This is a genomic window from Pseudomonas sp. GD04015 (genome assembly GCF_029837675.1).
In the GTDB taxonomy this organism is placed as follows: Bacteria; Pseudomonadota; Gammaproteobacteria; order Pseudomonadales; family Pseudomonadaceae; genus Aquipseudomonas; species Aquipseudomonas paralcaligenes.
In genome coordinates this window covers 1-21,249 of the sequence record NZ_JAOEEE010000054.1, presented here as the reverse complement: position 1 = coordinate 21,249, position 21,249 = coordinate 1, and the positions used below count along the sequence as shown (strand labels likewise).

General features: G+C 69.8%; 20 protein-coding genes. 14 read left to right on the top strand and 6 right to left on the bottom strand.

Going from position 1 to position 21,249, the window contains the following annotated elements; translation table 11 throughout:
- A partial coding sequence (locus N7640_RS24665; RefSeq protein WP_279906259.1) for an AAA family ATPase occupies positions 1-3,310 on the bottom strand: 3,310 nt, incomplete at its 3' end.
- Between the two features lie 250 nt (positions 3,311-3,560).
- Between N7640_RS24665 and creC the strand changes: the two genes are divergently transcribed.
- The 10 genes from creC (at position 3,561) to N7640_RS24615 (ending at position 12,669) form a co-directional block, all read left to right on the top strand.
- Entirely contained in the window at positions 3,561-4,985 is a 1,425-nt protein-coding gene (creC, locus tag N7640_RS24660; protein WP_279904609.1) for a two-component system sensor histidine kinase CreC, read from the top strand.
- A gap of 64 nt (positions 4,986-5,049) precedes the next feature.
- Complete coding sequence (locus tag N7640_RS24655; protein ID WP_279904608.1) at positions 5,050-5,328, top strand: hypothetical protein; 279 nt, start codon at positions 5,050-5,052, stop codon at positions 5,326-5,328.
- Positions 5,329-5,454: 126 nt separating this feature from the next.
- Positions 5,455-5,889, top strand: a complete 435-nt coding sequence (locus tag N7640_RS24650) for a CBS domain-containing protein (protein WP_220813742.1) — start codon at positions 5,455-5,457, stop codon at positions 5,887-5,889.
- 104 nt (positions 5,890-5,993) lie between these two features.
- Positions 5,994-7,994, top strand: coding sequence for a transketolase (gene tkt, locus N7640_RS24645; RefSeq protein WP_279904607.1), 2,001 nt, complete (start codon positions 5,994-5,996; stop codon positions 7,992-7,994).
- Positions 7,995-8,099: 105 nt separating this feature from the next.
- Positions 8,100-9,170, top strand: a complete 1,071-nt coding sequence (gene epd / locus N7640_RS24640; RefSeq protein ID WP_279904606.1) for an erythrose-4-phosphate dehydrogenase — start codon at positions 8,100-8,102, stop codon at positions 9,168-9,170.
- Complete coding sequence (locus tag N7640_RS24635) at positions 9,167-10,327, top strand: phosphoglycerate kinase (protein WP_279904605.1); 1,161 nt, start codon at positions 9,167-9,169, stop codon at positions 10,325-10,327. The genes epd and N7640_RS24635 overlap by 4 nt, the downstream gene beginning before the upstream one ends.
- Positions 10,328-10,398: 71 nt before the next feature.
- Complete coding sequence (locus tag N7640_RS24630) at positions 10,399-10,593, top strand: hypothetical protein (RefSeq protein WP_220813746.1); 195 nt, start codon at positions 10,399-10,401, stop codon at positions 10,591-10,593.
- 13 nt (positions 10,594-10,606) lie between these two features.
- Positions 10,607-10,915 (top strand): MliC family protein, encoded by a 309-nt coding sequence (locus tag N7640_RS24625; RefSeq protein ID WP_279904604.1) that lies wholly within the window; start codon positions 10,607-10,609, stop codon positions 10,913-10,915.
- Between the two features lie 186 nt (positions 10,916-11,101).
- The gene (gene fba, locus N7640_RS24620) at positions 11,102-12,166 is read left to right on the top strand and encodes a class II fructose-bisphosphate aldolase (protein WP_279904603.1); all 1,065 of its coding nucleotides are present in this window, start codon (positions 11,102-11,104) and stop codon (positions 12,164-12,166) included.
- Between the two features lie 62 nt (positions 12,167-12,228).
- Positions 12,229-12,669: a hypothetical protein gene (locus tag N7640_RS24615; RefSeq protein WP_279904602.1), complete on the top strand. Its 441-nt coding sequence runs from the start codon at positions 12,229-12,231 to the stop codon at positions 12,667-12,669.
- Here N7640_RS24615 and N7640_RS24610 read toward each other — a convergent pair.
- Entirely contained in the window at positions 12,666-13,079 is a 414-nt protein-coding gene (locus N7640_RS24610; protein WP_279904600.1) for a hypothetical protein, read from the bottom strand. The genes N7640_RS24615 and N7640_RS24610 overlap by 4 nt on opposite strands.
- A gap of 349 nt (positions 13,080-13,428) precedes the next feature.
- Between N7640_RS24610 and N7640_RS24605 the strand changes: the two genes are divergently transcribed.
- The 3 genes from N7640_RS24605 (at position 13,429) to N7640_RS24595 (ending at position 17,234) form a co-directional block, all read left to right on the top strand.
- Positions 13,429-15,426: a methyl-accepting chemotaxis protein gene (locus tag N7640_RS24605; RefSeq protein WP_220813751.1), complete on the top strand. Its 1,998-nt coding sequence runs from the start codon at positions 13,429-13,431 to the stop codon at positions 15,424-15,426.
- A gap of 54 nt (positions 15,427-15,480) precedes the next feature.
- Positions 15,481-15,978 carry a M48 family metallopeptidase gene (locus N7640_RS24600; RefSeq protein WP_220813752.1) on the top strand — a complete coding sequence of 166 codons (498 nt, stop codon included), beginning with the start codon at positions 15,481-15,483 and terminating at the stop codon, positions 15,976-15,978.
- Between the two features lie 206 nt (positions 15,979-16,184).
- Entirely contained in the window at positions 16,185-17,234 is a 1,050-nt protein-coding gene (locus N7640_RS24595) for a cyclic nucleotide-binding domain-containing protein (protein WP_279904599.1), read from the top strand.
- Between the two features lie 6 nt (positions 17,235-17,240).
- Here N7640_RS24595 and N7640_RS24590 read toward each other — a convergent pair whose 3' ends face one another.
- The 4 genes from N7640_RS24590 to N7640_RS24575 all read right to left on the bottom strand — a co-directional run bounded on the left by N7640_RS24590 (position 17,241) and on the right by N7640_RS24575 (position 20,110).
- Complete coding sequence (locus tag N7640_RS24590) at positions 17,241-17,711, bottom strand: GreA/GreB family elongation factor (protein ID WP_279904597.1); 471 nt, start codon at positions 17,709-17,711, stop codon at positions 17,241-17,243.
- 54 nt (positions 17,712-17,765) lie between these two features.
- Complete coding sequence (locus tag N7640_RS24585) at positions 17,766-18,584, bottom strand: hypothetical protein (protein WP_279904596.1); 819 nt, start codon at positions 18,582-18,584, stop codon at positions 17,766-17,768.
- A gap of 87 nt (positions 18,585-18,671) precedes the next feature.
- Complete coding sequence (locus N7640_RS24580; protein WP_279904594.1) at positions 18,672-19,619, bottom strand: DMT family transporter; 948 nt, start codon at positions 19,617-19,619, stop codon at positions 18,672-18,674.
- 38 nt (positions 19,620-19,657) lie between these two features.
- Positions 19,658-20,110 (bottom strand): GNAT family N-acetyltransferase, encoded by a 453-nt coding sequence (locus N7640_RS24575; protein WP_279904593.1) that lies wholly within the window; start codon positions 20,108-20,110, stop codon positions 19,658-19,660.
- 171 nt (positions 20,111-20,281) lie between these two features.
- On the opposite strand from N7640_RS24575, the gene N7640_RS24570 reads away from it, so the two are divergent.
- A complete protein-coding gene (locus N7640_RS24570) occupies positions 20,282-21,154 on the top strand; it encodes a type 1 glutamine amidotransferase domain-containing protein (protein WP_279904592.1) in 873 nt (290 codons plus the stop codon).
- The last annotated feature ends 95 nt before the right edge of the window (positions 21,155-21,249 follow it).

The window sequence follows — 21,249 nt, the reverse complement described above, 5'->3', positions numbered from 1 at the left end:
TGTCTTCCCACAGTTGCAGGCCCTTGCCGCGGCTGTGCAGCAGGGTTTCCTCGGCCATGCCGGCCACGGTATCCGCGTCGTCCAGCAGGCAGTGCAGCATGCAGGCGAACACCAGGGCGTGGCAGATGGCGTTGGCCGAGCCGTGGGCGCGCACGTCGTCCAGCAGTTCGGCGCACAGCTGCCGGGCGCGGGCCGGGAAGCCTTCCACCCAGAGGCCCAGGCACAGGTAGGCGCGGCTGTGGACCAGCGGGTCCTCGCCGAAACCGACGACGCAGGCCTGGCGCGTGGCCGGGTCGCACAGGGCGACGATGGTTTCGGCGATGGCCCGCGACTCGGCCAGCGGTCGGCTCCAGAAGGCGCCGCCGAGGTGGCACATGTGGCCGAGCAGGCGCAGCGGCAACTGCCCGCTCTGTTCGGCGGCGGCCAGCACCTGCTGGCCGAGCACGGTGGCCTTGTCGAACGAGTCGCAGCAGCCCCAGACGCCCACCAGGGCGCGGAACGACGCCTCCGGCTGCTGCAGTTGCTGGCCCAGCTCCAGGGCGCGGGAGAAGGCTGCGCGGGTGCTCGCCGCGCCGTAGCCGGCCGACGAGTTGAGGGCCGCGCCCAGCGCCAGTTGCAGGCCCAGTTCCTCGCCGTCGCGCCAGGCCGAGGCCGGTAGCTGTGCGAGGCAGCCGAGGGCGCGTTGCAGGTGGTCGGCGGCCTCGCGGTTGGCGGAGAAGCGCTGGGCGTTCTCGCCCGCCTGGCGCCACAGCGGCAGGGCCTGCTCATGCAGCCCGGCCTCGCTCAGGTGGTGGGCCAGCTGCGCCGGGGCATGCTGGCAGCGCGCCGGGAACAGCGCCTGCAGGACTTCGGCGATGCGCGCGTGGGTCTGCCGGCGCTGCGTCCGCGGTTGCGCCTGATAGGCGGCCTGGTGGACCAGGGCGTGCTTGAACTGGCGCAGGCTGGCCTGGCTGCCCGGCTCGATCAGGCCGGCGCGGAGCAGGGCGTCGAGGTCGTGCTCCAGCCGCTCCGGGCTCTGCGGGTGCAGGGCCTGGATCAGTTCCAAGTGGAATTCGCGGCCGATGCAGGCGGCGAGCTGGGCGGTGGTGCGGGCCTCGCCGAGCTGGTCGATGCGCGCCATCAGCAGGTCGTTGAGGGTCAGCGGGATGGCGCCCTGGTCGCCGCTCTCGGCCACCCAGCGCACCAGTTCCTCGATGAACAGCGGCACCCCGTCGGCCAGTGCCAGCACCTGGCGCAGCTGCGCTTCGCCGAGCCGCTGGGGCAGGCCCTCGACCAGCGCCTGGGCCATGTCCGGGCTCAGGTGCGGCAGCTCCAGGCCGTGGGCGCCGAGTTCCTCCAGCGCCCGGGCGGGGAATTCGGGGCGCGCGCTGAGCAGCAACAGCATCGGCCGCCGTTCCGGCTCGCGGAGCAGGCGTTCGATCAGTTGCAGGGTGGAGGCGTCGGCCCAGTGCACGTCCTCGATCACCAGCAGCAGCGGCTGGCTGCGGCCGGCGCGGACGATGGTCAGCAGGGTCTCGAGCATGCGCGCGCGCCAGGTCTCCCGCGGCATGCCGGCCACCGTCGAGCCGGCCGGCAGCGGCAGGCCGAGCAGGTCGGCGATCAGGTCGCGGCCCTCGGCGTCCAGCGCGAACAGGCGCTGCAGCACGCCGTCCAGCTTGTGGTAGCGCTGTTCGGGGCTGCTGAGGGGCACGAAGGCGCAGAGATGGGCGATCAGCTCGGCCACCGGGAAGAACGGGTCGCTGGCGTGCGGTTCCAGGCAGCGCAGGGCGACCTGCTGGGCGGGGTGACTGGCGCTGAGGCGCCTGCTCAGTTCATGGAACAGGCGCGACTTGCCCACGCCGGGGTCGGCGCGCAGCAGCACGCAGGCGCTCGTGCGCGCCTCGCGCACCTGGCGCCAGGCATCGAGCAGGCGGTCGAGTTCGGCGTCGCGGCCGACCAGCGGGGTGAGCTGCGGCTGTGCGGCGAGGCGGTGGCGCACGCCGCTGGCTTCCTCGGCGTGGTACAGCGCGCCGGCGCCGGGCAGGTTGCCGGGCAGCGGCAGGCAGCGGAAGTAGCCTTCGATCAGGCGGTGGGTGGCGGCGCTCAGCGCCACCTGCTGGTAGCCGGCGTGCTGGCGCATCTGCACGGCGATGTCGGAGGTGACGCCGGTGGCGTCCGGCAGGTGCTGGCCCGGCGCGGTGACGATCAGCCCGGTGTGCACGCCGCAGCGCACCTGGGCCGGGGCACAGGCCTGGGGCAGGGCGAGGGCGGCCTGCACGGCCAGGCGCGCGGCGTTCTCGCGGGCGCGCGGGTAGCCGAAGTAGGCCAGCAGGCCGCCGCCGAGGGCCTGGGCCACGTGCCCGCCGTGGGCGCGGATCACCTGCAGGCACTGGGCCTGGGGCGCTTCCAGGCGTTCCAGCGCTTCTTCCGGGTCGGCGCAGCCGGGGATGGATATCTCGCAGTACAGCACGGTGACCTGGCGCCGCTCGGCCGGTGGTGGCGGCACGGCCACGGCGCAGACCTCGGCCAGCGGCATCTCGGCACGCAACCCGCCCTCGCGGATGCGCTGGTGCAGGGCCTGGCAGTCCTTGCTCGGGTGCACGCCCAGTTCCTTCCACAGCTGGTTGCGGAAGCTTTCGTACTGGGACAGCGCCGCCGCGTGCTGGCCGTTCTGCGCCAGCAGCCGCATCAGGCGCAGCTGGCCGCTTTCCTGCCAGGGGTCCAGTTCGACCAGGCGGCGGGCGTGGGGCAACGCGCGCTGCCATTCGCCGCGCTGCTCGAACAGGTTGCTCAGGTGTTCCAGCAGCGCCAGGGCGTGGCAGCGCAAGGACTCGCGCTGCAGCAGCAGCCAGTCCTCGAAGTCGGGGCAGTCGGGCAGGTCGAGGCCGGCGAGGAAGTCGCCGCGGTACAGGGCGACGGCGCTCTCCAGTTCCTCGATGCAGCTCGGGCACTGCTGGCAGGCCGGGTGGCTGGCGCAGCGCTGCGGCGCCTGGCGGAAGCGCAGCGCGTCGATCAGGCCGGTGGGGCGCAGGCGCAGGCTGTTCTTGGTGGCGGCGAACAGGTCGAGGCCGGTGGGCGCTTCCAGCACCCGGCGCAGGTCGGACAGGGTGCGCCGCAGGTTGCCGCGCCAGGTGTCGCTGGGGCTGGATTCCCAGAGCAGGGCGGCGAGGGTCTCGCGGCTGTGTTCGCGCGTGTGCTCCAGGGCCAGGTAGGCGAGCAGGGCGCGCATCTTGTCGTAGTTGAAGCCGTCCAGCGGCTGGTCGCGCCAGGCGACGGCGAAGCCGCCGAGCAGGTTCAGCTGCAGCGGCGCGGCGGGAGTGGCGGCATCCATGTGGTTTCCCGGCCGCGGGGCGCGGGCTCTTCGCGAGTTGGGCAGATCCGGTCGTGTTGTGCGGTATGCTGGCCTTGTCGTTCGCATCTAGGCGCCTGGGGGGCGCGTCGGCCATGACCGCGGGGCTATTCTGCCAGCGCCGCGGGGCGCCCGCGACACCCGCCCCGACCGTTCGGCGGGTCGCCATCACCGTTCGCAGGGAAGACCTCACGTTGCCCAGTCCCTTTTCGCTCCAGCCGGGAGCGCGCCCATGCCGCTAGGCGTCCGCATCTTCCTGGTGTACTTCCTGTTCGTCGGCCTGGCCGGCTGGTTCGTGCTCAGCACGGTGATGGACGAGATCCGTCCCGGGGTGCGCCAGTCCACCGAGGAAACCCTGGTGGATACCGCCAACCTGCTGGCCGAGATCCTGCGCGAGGACGTGAAGCACAACCGCCTGCAGCAGAGCCACTGGCCCGAGCTGCTCAAGGCCTACGGCCAGCGCCAGCCCCAGGCGCAGATATGGGGCGTGGAGAAGAGCGCGGTCAACCACCGCATCTACGTCACCGACGCCCACGGCATTGTCCTGCTCGACTCCAGCGGCAGCGCGGTCGGCCAGGACTACTCGCGCTGGAACGACGTGATCCTGACCCTGCGCGGCGAGTATGGCGCCCGCTCGACCCGCGAGGACCCGGCCGACGAGGACAGCTCGGTGATGTACGTGGCGGCGCCGATCCGTGACGGCGAGAACATCATCGGCGTGGTCTCGGTGGCCAAGCCGAACAAGTCGCTGCAGCCCTACATCGAGCGCTCCCAGCGCCGGCTGGGCTGGCTCGGCGCCGGGCTGATCGTGCTCGGCCTGCTGATCGGCGGGGTGCTGTCGTGGTGGCTCAGCGGCTCGCTGCGCAAGCTGACCCGCTACGCCCAGGCGGTCAGCCAGGGGCGCCGCGCCGAGCTGCCGGCCCTGCGCGGCGGCGAGCTGACCCAGCTGGCCCAGGCGGTGCAGAAGATGCGCACCGAGCTGGAGGGCAAGGCCTACGTCGAGCAGTACGTGCACACCCTGACCCACGAACTGAAGAGCCCGCTGGCGGCGATCCGCGGCGCCGCCGAGCTGCTCGAGGGCGAGATGCCGGCCGAGCAGCGCCAGCGCTTCGTCGCCAACATCGCCGGCGAGGGCGCACGCCTGCAGCAGTTGATCGAGCGCCTGCTCAACCTGGCCCTGGTGGAGCAGCGCCAGGGGCTGGAGGAGCGGGTGCCGGTGGACGTGCATGCGCTGGTCGAGGAGTTGCTGCAGGGCCAGGCCGCGCGTATCCAGGCTGCCGGGCTGCGGGCGGTCAACGGCGTGCCCGTCGGCCTGGTGGTGGCAGGCGAGCGCTTCCTGCTGCGCCAGGCGCTGGCCAACCTGCTGGACAACGCCCTCGACTTCACCCCGGCGGGCGGCGAGCTGCGTTTCGCCGCCGAGACGGGTGCGGCGGGCGTCGAGCTGAGCCTGTTCAACCAGGGCGAGGCGATTCCCGACTACGCCCTGCCGCGCCTGACCGAGCGCTTCTATTCCCTGCCGCGCCCGGCCAGCGGGCGCAAGAGCACCGGACTCGGCCTCAACTTCGTGCAGGAGGTGGCGCTGCTGCACGGCGGCGGGCTGACCCTGGCCAACGTGCCTGGAGGGGTGAGGGCCAGCCTGCGTTTGCCGCCGGCCTGAGAACGATCCGCGAACGCTGCCCTCCGATAGTGAAGCACCCGATACCCTTGCGAGGAGCTTCGCCATGGCTCGCCTTTGTCTTCCCATCCTGCTCTGCGCCTGTCTGCTCGGCGGCTGCGCCAGCGACCGGGACAGCCACCCGCCCGCGCCGCCGGCGGCCAGCGAGACCCCGGCCGGCAGCCAGCCGGCGGGCCGCGAGCAGCAACTGGCCGACGCCCGCGACTACCTGGCGCTGCTGCGCCACATCCTGGCCGACACCGACGACGCGCAGCTGCGCGCCGGCCTGCAGCGCCACATCGACGACTGGCAGGCCATGCTGGCCGAGCTGCAGCGCCAGAACTGACGCCGGCCAGGGCCGATCCGCTGCGGCAACGCGACGTGTGAACCCGCGCCGGACCCTGGGCTATTCTTGCTCTGCCGGGGCCGTGCCCGGCGGGGAGAATCGATAGCCCGGGGAGGCGACAACAAGATGAAGACCGTTGCGGAACTGCTCAGAACCAAGCCCAGCGCCTACGTGCACCACATCGCGCCGGAGGCCTCGGTGCTCGATGCGGTCAAGCTGCTGGCCGAGAAGAAGATCGGCGCCCTGGTGGTGCTTGCCGGCGGGCGCCTGGTGGGCATCGTCAGCGAGCGCGACTACGTGCGCAAGCTGGCGGAAATGGAGCGCGGGGCCTTCGAGGCCAAGGTCGGCGACATCATGACCGCCGAGGTGATCACCATCGGCCCGAAGGACAGCGTGCAGCACTGCCTGCAGCTGATGACCGACCGCCGCCTGCGCCACCTGCCGGTGGTGGCCGAGGGCGAGCTGATCGGCATGCTGTCGATCGGCGACCTGGTCAAGCAGGCCATGGCCGACCAGGCCAGCCTGATCCAGCAGCTGGAGCAATATATACGCGGTGAATAGGGGGCGGGTCGTCGGGGGCGATCATCTGTCATTGCCCCCGCGGCGCCTGCTGGGCGAAAATACGCGCCTTTTTACCGTGACCAGCCCCCCGCAGGAGATTAGCGATGCCCAGCCGTCGTGAGCGTGCCAATGCCATTCGTGCCCTCAGCATGGATGCTGTGCAGAAAGCCAACAGCGGCCACCCCGGTGCCCCCATGGGCATGGCGGACATCGCCGAGGTCCTGTGGCGCGACTATCTGCAGCACAACCCGAGCAACCCGAACTGGGCCGACCGCGACCGCTTCGTGCTGTCCAACGGCCACGGCTCGATGCTGATCTACTCGCTGCTGCACCTGACCGGCTACGACCTGTCCATCGATGACCTGAAGAGCTTCCGCCAGCTGCACAGCCGCACCCCGGGCCACCCGGAATACGGCTACACCCCGGGCGTCGAGACCACCACCGGCCCGCTCGGCCAGGGCATCGCCAACGCCGTCGGCTTCGCCATCGCCGAAAAGGTGCTGGGCGCCCAGTTCAACCGCCCGGGCCATGAAGTGGTCGACCACTACACCTACGCCTTCCTCGGCGATGGCTGCATGATGGAAGGCATCAGCCACGAAGTCTGCTCCCTGGCTGGCACCCTGGGCCTGGGCAAGCTGGTCGCCTTCTACGACGACAACGGCATCTCCATCGACGGCGAGGTCCACGGCTGGTTCACCGACGACACCCCGGCGCGCTTCGAGGCCTACGGCTGGCAGGTGATCCGCAACGTCGACGGCCACGACGCCGACGAGATTCGCACCGCCATCGAGACCGCGCGCAAGACCGCCGACCGGCCGACCCTGATCTGCTGCAAGACCGTGATCGGCTTCGGCTCGCCGAACAAGCAGGGCAAGGAAGAGTGCCACGGCGCCCCGCTGGGCAACGACGAGATCGCCGCCACCCGCGCCGCGCTGAACTGGAACCACGGCTCCTTCGAGATTCCGGCCGACATCCGCGCCGAATGGGACGCCACGGAAGCCGGCGCCGCCCGCGAGGCCGCCTGGAACGACAAGTTCGCTGCCTACGCCGCCGCCCACCCGGAGCTGGCCGCCGAGTTCAAGCGCCGCATCGCCGGCGAGCTGCCCGCCGACTTCGCCGAGAAGGCCGCCGCCTACGTGCGTGACGTGGCCGAGAAGGGCGAGACCATCGCCAGCCGCAAGGCCAGCCAGAACGCGCTGAACGCCTTCGGTCCGCTGCTGCCGGAACTGCTCGGCGGCTCCGCCGACCTGGCCGGCTCCAACCTGACCCTGTGGAAGGGCTGCAAGGGCGTGGCCGCCGATGACGCCGCCGGCAACTATATGTTCTACGGCGTGCGCGAGTTCGGCATGAGCGCGATCATGAACGGCATCGCCCTGCACGGTGGCTTCATCCCTTACGGCGCCACCTTCCTGATCTTCATGGAGTACGCGCGCAATGCCGTGCGCATGTCCGCGCTGATGAAGCAGCGCGTGCTCTACGTGTTCACCCACGACTCCATCGGCCTCGGCGAGGACGGCCCGACCCACCAGCCGATCGAGCAGTTGGCCAGCCTGCGCGGCACGCCGAACCTGGACACCTGGCGCCCGGCCGACGCGGTGGAGTCCGCAGTGGCCTGGAAGCACGCCATCGAGCGCGCCGACGGCCCGTCCGCGCTGGTGTTCAGCCGGCAGAACCTGCCGCACCAGGCGCGCGACGCCCAGCAGCTGGCCGACATCGCCCGCGGCGCCTACGTGCTCAAGGACTGCGCCGGCGAGCCGGAGCTGATCCTGATCGCCACCGGCTCGGAAGTCGGCCTGGCCGTGCAGGCGTACGACAAGCTGAGCGAGCAGGGGCGCAAGGTGCGCGTGGTCTCCATGCCGTCCACCAGCGTGTTCGACCAGCAGGACGCCGCCTACAAACAGGCCGTGCTGCCGCTGCAGGTCGGCGCGCGCATCGCCATCGAGGCTTCGCACGCGGACTACTGGTACAAGTACGTCGGCCTGGAAGGCCGCATCATCGGCATGACCACCTTCGGTGAGTCGGCGCCGGCCGCGCAGCTGTTCGAGGAGTTCGGCTTCACCGTCGCCAACATCCTGGAAACCGCCGAAGAGCTGCTGGACGCCTGAGTCCTTCGCCCTTTGGGAGAAGGTGGCCCGCAAGGCCGGATGAGGGAAAGTCCCTCACCCCAGCCCCTCTCCCGATGGGAGAGGGGAGACCGAATAGAGACCGCCATGGCTAACCGCCCGTACACAGTCGCCCTCAATGGATACGGCCGCATCGGCCGTTGCGTGCTGCGCGCCCTGCATGAGCGCGGCGCCGCGGCCGGCTTCGAGATCGTCGCGCTGAACGACCTGGCCGACCAGGCCAGCATCGAGTACCTGACCCGCTTCGACTCCACCCACGGCCGCTTCCCCGGCGAGGTGAGCGTCGACGGCGACTGCCTGCACATCAACGGCGACTGCGTGAAGGTGCTGCGCCAGAGCACGCCCGAGGCCATCGACTGGGCCGCGCTGGATATCGACCTGGTGCTGGAGTGCTCCGGCGTCTACCACAGCCGCGCCGACGCCGAGCGCTTCCTGGCCGCCGGCGCGCCACGGGTGCTGTTCTCCCAGCCGATGGCCAGCGAGGCGGACATCGACGCCACCGTGGTGTTCGGCGTCAACCAGCAGTGCCTGACCGGCGCCGAGAGGCTGGTGTCCAACGCCTCCTGCACCACCAACTGCGGCGTGCCGCTGCTCAAGCTGCTCAACGAGGCGGTGGGCCTGGAATACGTTTCCATCACCACCATCCACTCGGCGATGAACGACCAGCCGGTGATCGACGCCTATCACCACGAAGACCTGCGCCGCACGCGCTCGGCCTTCCAGTCGGTGATTCCTGTTTCGACGGGCCTGGCCCGGGGCATCGAGCGCCTGCTGCCGGAGCTGGCCGGGCGCATTCAGGCCAAGGCCATCCGCGTGCCGACGGTCAACGTCTCGTGCCTGGACATCACCCTGCAGACCGCCCGCGACACCTCGGCCGCCGAGATCAACGCGGTGCTGCGCCAGGCCGCCGAGGCCGGCCCGCTCAAGGGCCTGCTGGCGTATACCGAGCTGCCCCATGCCAGCTGCGACTTCAACCACGACGCTCATTCGGCCATCGTCGACGGCAGCCAGACCCGCGTGTCCGGCCCGCGCCTGGTCAACCTGCTGGCCTGGTTCGACAACGAATGGGGCTTCGCCAACCGCATGCTCGACGTCGCGGAACATTTCCTCGCCGTCTCCACCCAATCCAATCAAACAGCCCTGAAGGACCGACCATGACCGTTCTGAAGATGACCGACCTCGACCTCGCCGGTAAGCGCGTGCTGATCCGCGAAGACCTCAACGTGCCGGTGAAAGACGGTGTGGTGAAGAGCGATGCGCGCATCCTCGCCTCCCTGCCCACCATCAGGCTGGCGCTGGAGAAGGGCGCGGCGGTGATGGTCTGCTCGCACCTGGGCCGCCCGACCGAGGGTGAGTTTTCCGAGGAGAACAGCCTGGCGCCGGTCGCCGCCTACCTGTCCAAGGCCCTGGGCCGCGACGTGCCGCTGGTCAGGGACTACCTGGGCGGCGTCGAGGTCAAGGCCGGCGACGTCGTGCTGTTCGAGAACGTGCGCTTCAACAAGGGCGAGAAGAAGAACGCCGACGAGCTGGCCCAGCAGTACGCCGCCCTGTGCGATGTGTTCGTGATGGACGCCTTCGGCACCGCCCACCGCGCCGAGGGCTCGACCCACGGCGTGGCCAAGTTCGCCAAGGTGTCCGCCGCCGGCCCGCTGCTGGCCGCCGAGCTGGACGCCCTGGGCAAGGCCCTGAAGAGTCCCGAGCGCCCGCTGGCCGCCATCGTCGCCGGCTCCAAGGTGTCCACCAAGCTGGACGTGCTGAACAGCCTGGCGCAGATCTGCGACCAGCTGATCGTCGGCGGCGGCATCGCCAACACCTTCCTCGCCGCCGCCGGCCACAAGGTCGGCAAGTCGCTGTACGAGGCCGACCTGGTCGACACCGCCAAGGCCATCGCGGCCAAGGTCAGCGTGCCGCTGCCGGTGGACGTGGTGGTGGCCAAGGCCTTCGCCGAAGACGCCGAGGCGACCGTGAAAGCCATCACCGACGTGGCCGACGACGACATGATCCTCGACATCGGCCCGCAGACCGCCGCCCAGTTCGCCGAGCTGCTGAAATCCTCGAAGACCATCCTGTGGAACGGCCCGGTCGGCGTGTTCGAGTTCGACCAGTTCGGCAACGGCACCCAGGTGCTGGCCCAGGCCATCGCCGAGAGCCCGGCCTTCTCCATCGCCGGTGGCGGCGACACCCTGGCGGCCATCGACAAATATGGCGTGGGCGAGCGCATCAGCTATATCTCCACCGGTGGTGGCGCGTTCCTCGAGTTCGTCGAGGGCAAGGTGCTGCCGGCCGTGGCCGTGCTCGAAGAACGCGCCAGGTAGGCACGGGAGCTAAACCAAGCGCCTTGCTCCGCGGTCCCTTGCAGAGGAACCCCGGAGAAAGGAATACGGTCATGCGCACGTTCAGCATCCTGTTAATCTGTCTGGCCGGCCTCGCCGCCGGTTGCAGCGGCAAGGCACCCAGCACCTGCGAGGTGTTCAGCCCGCCGGAAATCATCCTGCCGTCCACCAAGGACGATCAGCGGGTCGAGGCGCAGAGCACCGGCGACCCCACCAGGGACGGCAGTGCCCAGCAGGACTGCCCCTGACATGGAGTGAGCGATGAGAGCTTCTATCCTGCCGGCCGTCGCGCTGTTGTCGGCCTGTGCCGGCCAGCCGGCGCCTGCCGAGCACTGGACCCGCTGGGTCTGCGACAGCCAGGCCGAGGTGCTGTGGCGAGCGGTGGGCGAGGATGCGGTGGACCTGCGCCTGGGCGGCGACGATATCGTCCACCGCCTGCAGCGCGAACCCTCGGGCTCCGGCGCGCTCTACAGCGACGGCGTCCTGGCCTTCCACAGCAAGGGCGAGGAGGGCCTGGTGTACCGGGTGGCGGACGATGACCTGATCGGTCGCGGCTGCAAGGCACGGTAATTGCGGTAAACGGAGGCCCGGCAGGTTGTCCGGGCCGGCAGTGCGGCGGGCGCCAGGCCCCGCCGGATGCGAATCCCGCGCGCGACGGCGCGCGGGGCGGGGAGGTTTCCTCCCCGGAAACTTGAACAAGGCCTGCCCCTGCGGCAGGCTTGCACACCTAACGACCCTCATTTGGGAGCTTCACAGATGGCACTTATCAGCATGCGCCAGATGCTCGACCACGCCGCCGAATTCGGCTACGGCGTGCCGGCCTTCAACGTCAACAACCTCGAGCAGATGCGCGCGATCATGGAAGCGGCCGACAAGACCGACTCCCCGGTGATCGTCCAGGCTTCCGCCGGTGCCCGCAAATACGCCGGCGCGCCCTTCCTGCGCCACCTGATCCTGGCCGCCATCGAAGAATTCCCGCACATCCCGGTGTGCATGCACCAGGACCACGGCACCAGCCCGGACGTGTGCCAGCGCTCGATCCAGCTGGGCTTCAGCTCGGTGATGATGGACGGCTCGCTGAAGGAAGACGGCAAGACCCCGGCCGACTACGACTACAACGTCCGCGTGACCCAGCAGACCGTGGCCTTCGCCCATGCCTGCGGCGTGTCCGTGGAAGGCGAGCTGGGCTGCCTGGGCAGCCTGGAAACCGGCATGGCCGGCGAGGAAGACGGCGTCGGCGCCGAGGGCGTGCTGGACCACAGCCAACTGCTGACCGACCCGGAAGAGGCCGCCGACTTCGTCAAGCGCACCCAGGTCGATGCCCTGGCCATCGCCATCGGCACCAGCCACGGCGCCTACAAGTTCACCAAGCCGCCGACCGGCGACGTACTGTCGATCGAGCGGATCAAGGAAATCCACAAGCGCATCCCCAACACCCACCTGGTGATGCACGGCTCCTCCTCGGTACCGCAGGAGTGGCTGAAGGTGATCAACGAATTCGGTGGCGACATCAAGGAAACCTACGGCGTGCCGGTCGAAGAGATCGTCGAGGGCATCAAGCACGGCGTGCGCAAGGTCAACATCGACACCGACCTGCGCCTGGCTTCCACCGGCGCGATCCGCCGCATGATGGCCGAGCAGCCGAGCGAGTTCGACCCGCGCAAGTTCTTCGCCAAGACCATCGTCGCCATGCGTGACATCTGCATCGCCCGCTACGAAGCCTTCGGCACCGCCGGCAATGCCTCGAAGATCAAGCCGATCTCCCTGGAAGGCATGTTCCAGCGCTACGCCAGCGGCGAGCTGACCGCCAAGGTCAACTAGGCCGTCGCGTCGTACCGGAAGCCTCGCTCTGCGGGGCTTTCGCCTGTTTGGGGGAGATGAAAATGCCGCCAATCGTTCGTGGCGCGCTCTGCGTCGTCACGCTGGTGCTCGCCGGCTGTGCCGGGCAGACCTGGGAAGACCCTGCAGAGCCTGTCGCACCCGCGCCGGTAGTGGCGGATGTGCAACGCTGCGGCGAGCGCGCCGACTGCACCACCAAGGTCTCGCGCACCCTGCTGTTCGTCTTCGACTACGCCGCCGCCGGCGGCCACCTGGTGCAGCGCCGGGAGCGCCTGCTGTTCACCCCGCCCGACGCCGCGCCGAACGACTGGCCGGCGATCCGCATCCGCCTGGCGGAACCCGCCGACAGCCGCTTCGACTTCAGCGCCGAGTGCCGGGTCGCCCACTGCCGCTACGGCGCCGAGGAACTGTTGCGGGTCTACCGCAGCTACCTGGCGGGCGAGCCCTGTTCGCTGGGCGGCGCGATGGCCTGCGCGGCGGACTAGCGGCTGGCCTCGGCCCTTTCCAACACCTGCAGGGTATAGGTCTGCTCCACCTGCTGGCCGGAGCACTGGGTGCCCATGCCGCTCGCCTCTACGCGTATCTCGTAGGTGCCGGACCGGGTGGGCTCGCCCTGGATAACACCATGGGCCTCCCTGTCGATGTAGACGAACTCCAGCCCTTCAGGAAGCGGTTGGTCCTCGGTGCCAGCCCGCAGGCCACTGAGCAGAGACAGCTTTTCGACCCCGACCTGGACATGGTAGGGCTGCCCGACGGTGGCGGGCGGCAGCCGGGACGGGTACAGGTCGAGGCCGGGGCGCAGGATGCATCCGGCGGCCATCGGAATGACCATGAATGCCTCGCATCCGCTCAACAGCGTGCAGAGGCCCATGGCCAGCAGGGAGGCGGGTTTCATCTTCTATCGTTCTCCCGGCAGGCGTGCGCGCCCGCTGCCAAAAGGCGGGCGGGTGCGGCGTGGTAGCAGGGCAGGGGCGTGGTGGCGAGCAGCCTCACAGGCCAATGTCCTTATCGGTGTGTGGGGGAGGCAGACGATGCGTCGTGCCCGGCCGGAGCGCCAGCGTGGCACCTTCATTCTGTGAGCCCGTCGTCAACAGGCGTTCGTCGGCGTTCGGCAAACGCCTGGCGTTTCGTGATCAAGTCCGGTGCCCGCCAGCCGATATCCCGGATATGCTGGCAAAAGGCTCATCCCGGGCCTTTCCCGCACCTGTGTGGGCGGGAGCAGCGGCAGCAAAGCAGGAGCGACCATGGGCTCAATAAAAACAATCCAGGCCCGCTACACCCTCATCTTCGTCGTCTTCATCGCGGTGGTGTTCCTACTCACCGAGGAAGGCATCCGCCATTTCGTCACGCCCAAGCTCAAGGCCTCCGAGGAGCAACTGGTCCTGAACCAGCTCAACGGAATCTCCGAGACCATCCTGTTCGAGCTGGCCAAGGTCGAGGCGCAGTCGCGCAGCATCACCCAGACGGTGCCGCTGCTCGACAGCGACACCATCGACGTCGTGGTACCCGGCCTGGTCGACCAGTACGGCGACCCGAAGGTCTTCGGCGGCGGCATCTGGCCCCTGCCGCAGAAGCGCTCCGAGCGCGACAAGCACAGCACCTTCTTCCACCGCGATGCCAGCGGCCGGATGATCGTCAACACCTACTGGAACTCCGACGAGTCGCTGCGCTACTACGAGCAGCCCTGGCACCGTGCCGGAATGCAGGCGCCGCCCGGCAAGTGCGCCTGGGCAGCCGCCTACAAGGATGACGCCAGCGCCCAGCCGCGCACCAACTGCGCCATGGCCATCGTCAAGGACGGCGCGCCGTTCGGCGTGTCCACCATCGACGTGACCCTGGGCTTCTTCAATGGCCTGGTGGCCGAGAAGGAGAAGGAAATCCAGGGCGAGGTGATGATCGTCGAGCCGGACGGCAAGATCCTCAGCAACCAGGCGCGGATCGGCGGCGAAATCGTGCTGAAGAACGTCTCCGAGCTGGCTCGCCAGTCCGACTTCGTCGGCCAGGTCCGCGACGGCCTCGGCAAGATCGGCCGCGACGCCTTGTACAAGCAGGAATTCGACAACGCCGACGGTGAGGACTGGACCTTCTACCTGCAGCCCATCGAGGGCACGCCGTGGCTGCTGGCGGCGGCGCTGCCGACCCGCCTGCTGACCGAGAACAGCTCCGACGTGTTGAGCACGCTGGCGTACATCCAGGTGCCGCTGGTCATCCTGCTGCTGGCCATCATGCTGTTCTCGATCCACCAACTGATGCAGCGCCTGAATGTGCTGCGCGGCAACATCGACTCGCTGTCGGCCGGCGACGCCGACCTGACCCGGCGCATCGCGCTCAAGGGCGCGGACGAGATGGATGCGGTGGGCGAGTCGGTCAACCGCTTCATCGCCTACCTGCAGAACATGATCGCCGACGTCACCCAGGCCTCGGCGCAGATCGCCGAGGAACTGGCCCAGTTGCAGCAGCAGTCGCGTCACACCAACGAGGTACTGGCCCGCCACGCCAACGAGACCGACCAGGCGGTGACCGCCATCACCGAGATGAGCTCGACCGCCGACACCGTGGCGCAGAGCGCTACCGAGACGGCCAGCTTCACCCGCGACGCCAACGACAACGCCGAGCAGTCCAAGCAGGTGGTGGCCGAGGCCTCGACCAGCGTGCTGGCCCTGGTCGACGAGGTGGAGAGCGCCACCGCGCGGGTGCTGGCCATGCAGCAGGACGCCCAGCGCATCAACGACGTGCTCGGCGTGATCGGCGAGATCGCCGGGCAGACCAACCTGCTGGCGCTCAACGCGGCCATCGAGGCGGCGCGGGCCGGCGAACAGGGTCGCGGCTTCGCCGTGGTGGCCGACGAGGTGCGCGCGCTGGCCGGGCGCACCCAGCAGAGCACCTCGGAGATCAACGAGATGCTCGCCAAGCTGCAGCAGGGCGTGAGTTCCGCCGTGCAGGCGATGGAGCAGACCAAGGCCAGCTGCCAGGCCACGGCGGACCGCACCTCGCGGGTCAACGTCGGCCTCGACGACATGGCCTCGTCGGTCAGCCGCATCCACGACCTCAGCGCGCAGATCGCCACCGCCGCCGAGGAACAGAGCGCGGTGACCGAGGAGATCAACCAGAACATGGTCGCCATCCGCCACATGGTCGACGACCTGGTCACCAGCGGCCAGCAGGCGGACAAGAGCACCGACGCGCTGCTGGCCTCCAATCGCCGCCTGGTGGAACTGGTCAACCGCTTCAGGGTGCGCTGACCGCCAGCCGCCGACGGGTGCCATCGCGCCCCCGTCGGCGGTTAGACTGGCGCCATGAGCACTCCCTTCAAATATCTCCAGGGCTACCCGCCCCACCTGCAGCAGCAGGTGACGCAGATGGTCGCCGAGGACCGCCTCGGCGACTACCTGGCCAAGCGCTACCCCGGTCGCCACCAGGTGCAGAGCGACAAGGCGCTGTACGGCTACACCCTCGAACTCAAGCAGGAGTACCTGCGCAACGCGCCGGCCATCGACAAGGTGCTGTACGACAGCCGGCTCGACCTGACCCACCGCGCGCTCGGCCTGCACACCGCCATCTCCCGGGTGCAGGGCGGCAAGCTCAAGGCGAAGAAGGAAATCCGCGTGGCCGCGCTGTTCCGCGACGCGGCGCCGGAGTTCCTCAACATGATCGTGGTGCACGAACTGGCGCACCTGAAGGAGGCCGAGCACAACAAGGCCTTCTACAAGCTCTGCCAGTACATGCTGCCCGACTACCACCAGCTGGAATTCGACCTGCGCCTGTACCTGACCTGGCGGGAACTGTCCGCCTGAGCGCTGCGCAGGAATCGAACAGCCCGGCGCGGCCCGCGCGCCTCGGGGGCTGGCGTGGCGCCAGCAGGGGTTATCCACAGGGAAGTCCCCAGGATTTGTGCATAAGGCACTGATTCGGAAGCGCTTTCCGCCACGCGACCAACGGCGTGGCCGGTTCGGCAAAGGCGGCGCATAGTGATTCGCACGGTATGCAGGAGGGCCTTGCCATGAGCAGCGTTCCGCTTACACCCGAGCAACTGGCCAGTTTCAGCCCGATGGACTTCCTCAGTCCGCACTATCGCCAGCAACTGCACGCCAGCCTCACCTACCTGCAGCGGCCGGCCGGCACGCCGCTGCTGCAGAAGGGCGCGCATTCTCTGGCCCAGTACTACCTGCTGGAGGGCAAGGTGGCGGTGGATTCCGGCCCCGCCCGACAGACCATCGAGGGCGGCTCGCCCCAGGCACACATGCCGCTCAACCCCGGCCAGAACAACCCGAACAGCGTCAGGGCGATCACCGACGTGAGCCTGTTCGCGGTGGAGCACCAGTTGCTGGAGCGGCTGCTGGCCTGGAGCCAGGATGCGGCCTACCAGGTCAGCAGCCTGGGCGACGGCATGGTCGAGGAGACGGCTGAGGAGGACGACTGGCTGGCGCGGTTGCTCGGCACGCCGCTGTTCGGCCGCCTGCCGCCGTCGCACCTGCATGCGCTGCTGGCGCGCTTCGAGCATCTGCCGGTACGCGCCGGCGACTGTGTGGTGACCTACGGAGAGCCGGGGGAGCACTTCTACGTGATCAAGCGCGGCCGGGCGCGGGTCAGCCTGCCGGCCGCCTACCGCGAACAGCCGGCCCAGGTGCTGGAGAGCGGCGATTTCTTCGGCGAGGAGGCGCTGGTGAGCGGCGCGGTGCGCTCGGCCAGCGTGATCATGCTGGAGGACGGCGAGCTGGCCCGCCTGCACCGCGAGGCGTTCGTCGAGCTGGTACGCCCGACCCTGATCCCGCACATCGGCGGCGGCGAGCTGGAGCGACTGGCGCGGGGCGGCCGCCAGTACCTGTTGCTCGACGTGCGTCTGGCGCTGGAATACCGGGCCGGGCACCTGCCGGACAGCCTCAACCTGCCGGTCGCCAACCTGCGCACCCATGCCGACGCCCTGGATCGCGCGACCTGCTACGTGGTCACCCCGGAGGGCGGCATCCGCAGCGAGCTGGCGGTGCACCTGCTCAACCAGCTGGGCTTCGACGCCTACCTGCTGGACGAGGCGCCGCCCGCGGCGGCCTGAACCGGATCAGAGCACCCGCACCACCTGGCGCGGCGCGGGGCCGGCCTGTACCTCGTCGCCCGGCCCCTTGCCCAGCAGCTGCTGGCCGAGCGGCGCCTGCACGGTGATCAACATGATCTCCAGACCCTCGTGCTCCAGCTTCAGGCCGGCGCCGTCCGGGCCCAGCAGCAGCCACTGCTGGCGGTCATCGGTGTCGGCCAGGCAGATCAGCGCGCCGAGCTGGATGCCCTGTTCGTCGTCGTAGGGGCGCATCTGCAGCGTGCGCCAGGCGCCCAGGGCACGGCGGATTTCCTCCGCCCGGCGCGCCTGGCCGGCCGCCAGGTAGGAGGCCTCCAGGCCGCGGGTGTCGTACTTGTTCTCCGCCTTGCTTTCTTCGTGGGTGGCGGCTTGGCGGGCCACTTCGGCGGCGGTGAGCAGCAGCGTCAGGTCGGCTTCGAGGCGCTGGCAGACCTGTTGCTGCAGGAGGTGCTTGTCCATGCTGGCTGATCGGTTGGGGTGGGAAGCGCAGGTTAGCAGGAGGGCGGGCGGACCTCACGGCCGGATCGCCTGGGTCGAGGCACGGCAGTCCTTGCGCAGGCGGATGAACTCCGCCCGGGTGATGCGTTGCCACTGGGCCTGGCTGTAGTGGTATTCGCCCTCCGGCACCAGTTGCACCTGGACATGGTAGAAGCCCGGCAGGCGCTCCAGCAGCAGCGGTGCCGCCCCGCTTCCGGTCAGCTCCAGCGTCTGCCGGCGTGCTTTCTCGCTGTAGGCGCTGAAGCAGTGGCCATGGATTTCCGTTTCGCCCCGCTCCGGCTGCGCCCAGCGCAACTGGAAGCCTTCGCCCATGCTGATCGGCCGTTCGTCGAACACCTCGCCGATCAGCCCCAGCTCGGGGCGGTCCGGCGCCACCGCGCCCTGTTCCTCGTCCAAGGCGAACTGGCTCAGGGGATTGCCATGGATGTCCAGCTCGACGAACAGGTCGGGCAGGCGGACCCGGTAGTCGGTGCCACCGAACAGCAGGTCGACCATGTCGCCCTGGTAGCGCACGTACTCGACTTCCGGGGTGAAGCGGGAGTAGTCGCGGCGCAGCTCGCCCAGGTCGGCGTAGACCCCGGGATAGGCGAAGGCCACGGCGGCGTCGACCATCCGGGCGCGGTCGGCCCGGCCCATGTGCTGCCAGCTGAAGCCGTACAGCTCGCCCAGCTGCCACAGCCCCACGGTGGCGCACAGCAGCAGGCTCAGGGCGTAGCGGCGCAGCGCCGGCGCCCAGCCCTGGCGCACGCCGCGCAGGGGGAACAGCAGCAGCGCGCGCACCAGCACGGTCAGCCCGAACAGCATCACCAGCAGCACACCCAGCATGAACAGCATGACCCACCTCCATCGTTCGGATGGGGGCAGTCTGGCGCGCCTGTATGGAGCCCGTGCGGAGGCCGTGTGGAGATTGCGCGGCGCGGGTCAGTCGCGCACCGGCCTGACCCGCACCGCCCAGAGCACGCCGACGATGAGCAGGGCGATGCCGGCCAGGGTCAGCGGCGCCGGCCACTGGCCGCGCAGGAGGAAGGCGTAGCCGAGCGCCGCCAGGGTCTCGAACACGATCAGCTGGCCGGCGATCGAGGTGGGCAGGCGCTGGCTGGCCTCGTTCCAGCACAGGGTGCCGACCCAGGAGGAGAGCAGGGCGATGGTCACCATCAGGGCGACGAAGTGTTCCGGGCGCGGCCCCAGGGGCATGGCGAAGTCGCTGCCGGTGAGCCCCATGCCCAGCCACAGCAGGGCGTAGCCGAGCAGCGCCATGGGCAGGGTCACCAGGCCCTGGGCGGTGGCCCAGGTGCGCGGGCTGCGGCCGGGGTGGTCGCGCAGCCAGTCGGCGTTGCGCAGCGGGTACCAGGTCCAGCAGGCCACGGCGACCATCGCCAGCAGCGCGCCGCTGGCGTAGCGCCCCCAGTCCGACTCGCCGGTGGCCTCCAGTGCGTGCAGCTCGGCCTGGTTGACGCAGCCGATGCCGGCCGCGATCAGCCCCAGCGAAGGCAGCAGCCTGGCCCAGGGCAGGCGGCCGTCGTGCCGGGCGTTGCGCAGGTTGGCGGCGATGGCGATGACCACCGGCAGGGTGCCGATGATCATGGTCGGCAGCGGCCCGCCGGCGCGCTGGATGGCGCTGGCCAGGCACAGGTAGTAGAGCAGGTTGCCCACCGCCGAGAGCTTCAGCGCCTCCAGCCAGTCGTCGCGGCCGAGCTGGCGCAGGCGCGCCCGGTCGAACCAGGCCAGGGGCAGGGCGATCAGGCCGAAGGCCAGGTAGCGCCCGGCGGACAGCAGGGCGGCGGAGTATTCCGGCAGCAGCAGCGGCCCGACGAACACCAGCCCCCACATCATCCCGGCGATCAGGGCGAACAGCGTCCCCATCCACATGAGCGCAACCTCGAACCGTTACCGCGCGGCGCGCCTGCTCAGGCGCGGCGCATGCCTATGTGGGGGATGTCGTCTTCCAGGTATTCCTCGGTCACCGCGACGAAGCCGTAGCGGCCGTAGTAGCCCTGCAGGTGGGCCTGGGCGGAGAGGTACACCGGCAGCGCCGGCCAGCGTTCGGCGCAGGCCTGCAGGGCGCGCTCCATCAGTTCGTGGCCGAGGCCGGTGCCCCGCGCCTCGGGCGCGATCACCACGCGGCCGATCACCACCTCGCCGTCGTGGCGCGCCGGGTCGAGCAGGCGCAGGTAGGCCACCAGGCGGTCGCCCTGCCAGGCCAGGAGGTGGCAGGTGTCGCCGAGCAGGTCCTGGCCATCCACTTCCTGGTAGGGGCAGTTCTGCTCGACGACGAAGACGCGGGTGCGCAGTTCGAGCAGGGCGTACAGCTCGTGCTTGTCCAGTTCGGAGTGGTGCTTGGTGTGCCAGGTGAGCGCCATGGGGATCGGTATCGGGTGGGCGGCGAGGGGACCGCCATGGTGGCATGGCGGCCGGCCGCCGGCTCGATACAGATGGTGGTTATTTCGTCGCTACACCTGGCGCCTGTGGCCTGCCGTCGGCGGTGCCGGGCTGCTATGGTCTGGTGCCAATGCCCCTTCGAGAGCCACGCCATGCCTGCTCCCTGCGTCCTGATTCCCCTGCCGCGCCGCGACTACGACCCCAGCGAGGCCGCCCTGGCCTGGCGCCAGTTGCGCCGGGCGGGCTACCGGGTTTGCTTCGCCACCCCGGACGGCCAGCCGGCCGAGCCGGACCCGCAGATGGTCAGCGGCGAGGGCCTGGACCCCTGGGGCCGGCTGCCGGGCCTGCGCCGGCTCAAGCTGCTCGGCCTGCTGCTGCGCGCCCGGCGCGACGCCCGCGAGGCCTGCGCCGAGATGCTGGGTGACCCCGACTACCGGCAGCCGCTGCGCCACGAGCGCCTGCGGGTGGAGGACTTCGCCGGCCTGGTGCTGCCCGGTGGGCACTGGGCCCGGGGCATGCGCGAATACCTGGAGAGCGAGGTGCTGCAACGATTCGTCGCCGCGCTTTTCACCGTCGACAAGCCGGTGGCGGCGGTCTGCCACGGCGTGCTGCTGGCGGCGCGCAGCCGGGGCGCGGATGGGCGCTCGGTGCTGCATGGGCGCAAGACCACCGGGCTGACCTGGAAGATGGAGAAGACCGCCTGGGACCTGACCCGCTTCTACGGCCGCTGGTGGGACGGCGACTATTACCGCACCTATGCCGAGGCGCCGGGCGAGCCTGCCGGCTACATGAGCGTGCAGGGCGAGGTGGGACGGACGCTGGCCAGCCCGGACGACTTCCTCGACGTGCCGCCGGGCGCCCCCGACTTCTGGCGCAAGACCAGCGGCCTGCACCGCGACACGCCCACGGACAGCCGCCCGGCCTGGGTGGTGCGCGACGGCAACTACGTGTCCGGGCGCTGGCCCGGCGACATGCACGAACTGATGCGGTGCTTCATCGAGCTGTTGCCCCGGCAGGTCGGGTGACGCCCACGGATGACGTGCGTGGCGGGTAGGGTGCGCCGTGCGCACCGGCGGATTCCTCGCCTCCTGTTGCCGCATCGCAATACGCAGGAGCGAGC

What these genes read in the sequence shown, in the direction of transcription:
- creC (WP_279904609.1), top strand. Translation starts at nt 3,561, where the DNA reads ATGCCGCTAGGCGTCCGCATCTTCCTGGTGTACTTCCTGTTCGTCGGC.
- N7640_RS24655 (WP_279904608.1), top strand. Translation starts at nt 5,050, where the DNA reads ATGGCTCGCCTTTGTCTTCCCATCCTGCTCTGCGCCTGTCTGCTCGGC.
- N7640_RS24650 (WP_220813742.1), top strand. Translation starts at nt 5,455, where the DNA reads ATGAAGACCGTTGCGGAACTGCTCAGAACCAAGCCCAGCGCCTACGTG.
- tkt (WP_279904607.1), top strand. Translation starts at nt 5,994, where the DNA reads ATGCCCAGCCGTCGTGAGCGTGCCAATGCCATTCGTGCCCTCAGCATG.
- epd (WP_279904606.1), top strand. Translation starts at nt 8,100, where the DNA reads ATGGCTAACCGCCCGTACACAGTCGCCCTCAATGGATACGGCCGCATC.
- N7640_RS24635 (WP_279904605.1), top strand. Translation starts at nt 9,167, where the DNA reads ATGACCGTTCTGAAGATGACCGACCTCGACCTCGCCGGTAAGCGCGTG.
- N7640_RS24630 (WP_220813746.1), top strand. Translation starts at nt 10,399, where the DNA reads ATGCGCACGTTCAGCATCCTGTTAATCTGTCTGGCCGGCCTCGCCGCC.
- N7640_RS24625 (WP_279904604.1), top strand. Translation starts at nt 10,607, where the DNA reads ATGAGAGCTTCTATCCTGCCGGCCGTCGCGCTGTTGTCGGCCTGTGCC.
- fba (WP_279904603.1), top strand. Translation starts at nt 11,102, where the DNA reads ATGGCACTTATCAGCATGCGCCAGATGCTCGACCACGCCGCCGAATTC.
- N7640_RS24615 (WP_279904602.1), top strand. Translation starts at nt 12,229, where the DNA reads ATGCCGCCAATCGTTCGTGGCGCGCTCTGCGTCGTCACGCTGGTGCTC.
- N7640_RS24610 (WP_279904600.1), bottom strand. Translation starts at nt 13,079, where the DNA reads ATGAAACCCGCCTCCCTGCTGGCCATGGGCCTCTGCACGCTGTTGAGC.
- N7640_RS24605 (WP_220813751.1), top strand. Translation starts at nt 13,429, where the DNA reads ATGGGCTCAATAAAAACAATCCAGGCCCGCTACACCCTCATCTTCGTC.
- N7640_RS24600 (WP_220813752.1), top strand. Translation starts at nt 15,481, where the DNA reads ATGAGCACTCCCTTCAAATATCTCCAGGGCTACCCGCCCCACCTGCAG.
- N7640_RS24595 (WP_279904599.1), top strand. Translation starts at nt 16,185, where the DNA reads ATGAGCAGCGTTCCGCTTACACCCGAGCAACTGGCCAGTTTCAGCCCG.
- N7640_RS24590 (WP_279904597.1), bottom strand. Translation starts at nt 17,711, where the DNA reads ATGGACAAGCACCTCCTGCAGCAACAGGTCTGCCAGCGCCTCGAAGCC.
- N7640_RS24585 (WP_279904596.1), bottom strand. Translation starts at nt 18,584, where the DNA reads ATGCTGTTCATGCTGGGTGTGCTGCTGGTGATGCTGTTCGGGCTGACC.
- N7640_RS24580 (WP_279904594.1), bottom strand. Translation starts at nt 19,619, where the DNA reads ATGTGGATGGGGACGCTGTTCGCCCTGATCGCCGGGATGATGTGGGGG.
- N7640_RS24575 (WP_279904593.1), bottom strand. Translation starts at nt 20,110, where the DNA reads ATGGCGCTCACCTGGCACACCAAGCACCACTCCGAACTGGACAAGCAC.
- N7640_RS24570 (WP_279904592.1), top strand. Translation starts at nt 20,282, where the DNA reads ATGCCTGCTCCCTGCGTCCTGATTCCCCTGCCGCGCCGCGACTACGAC.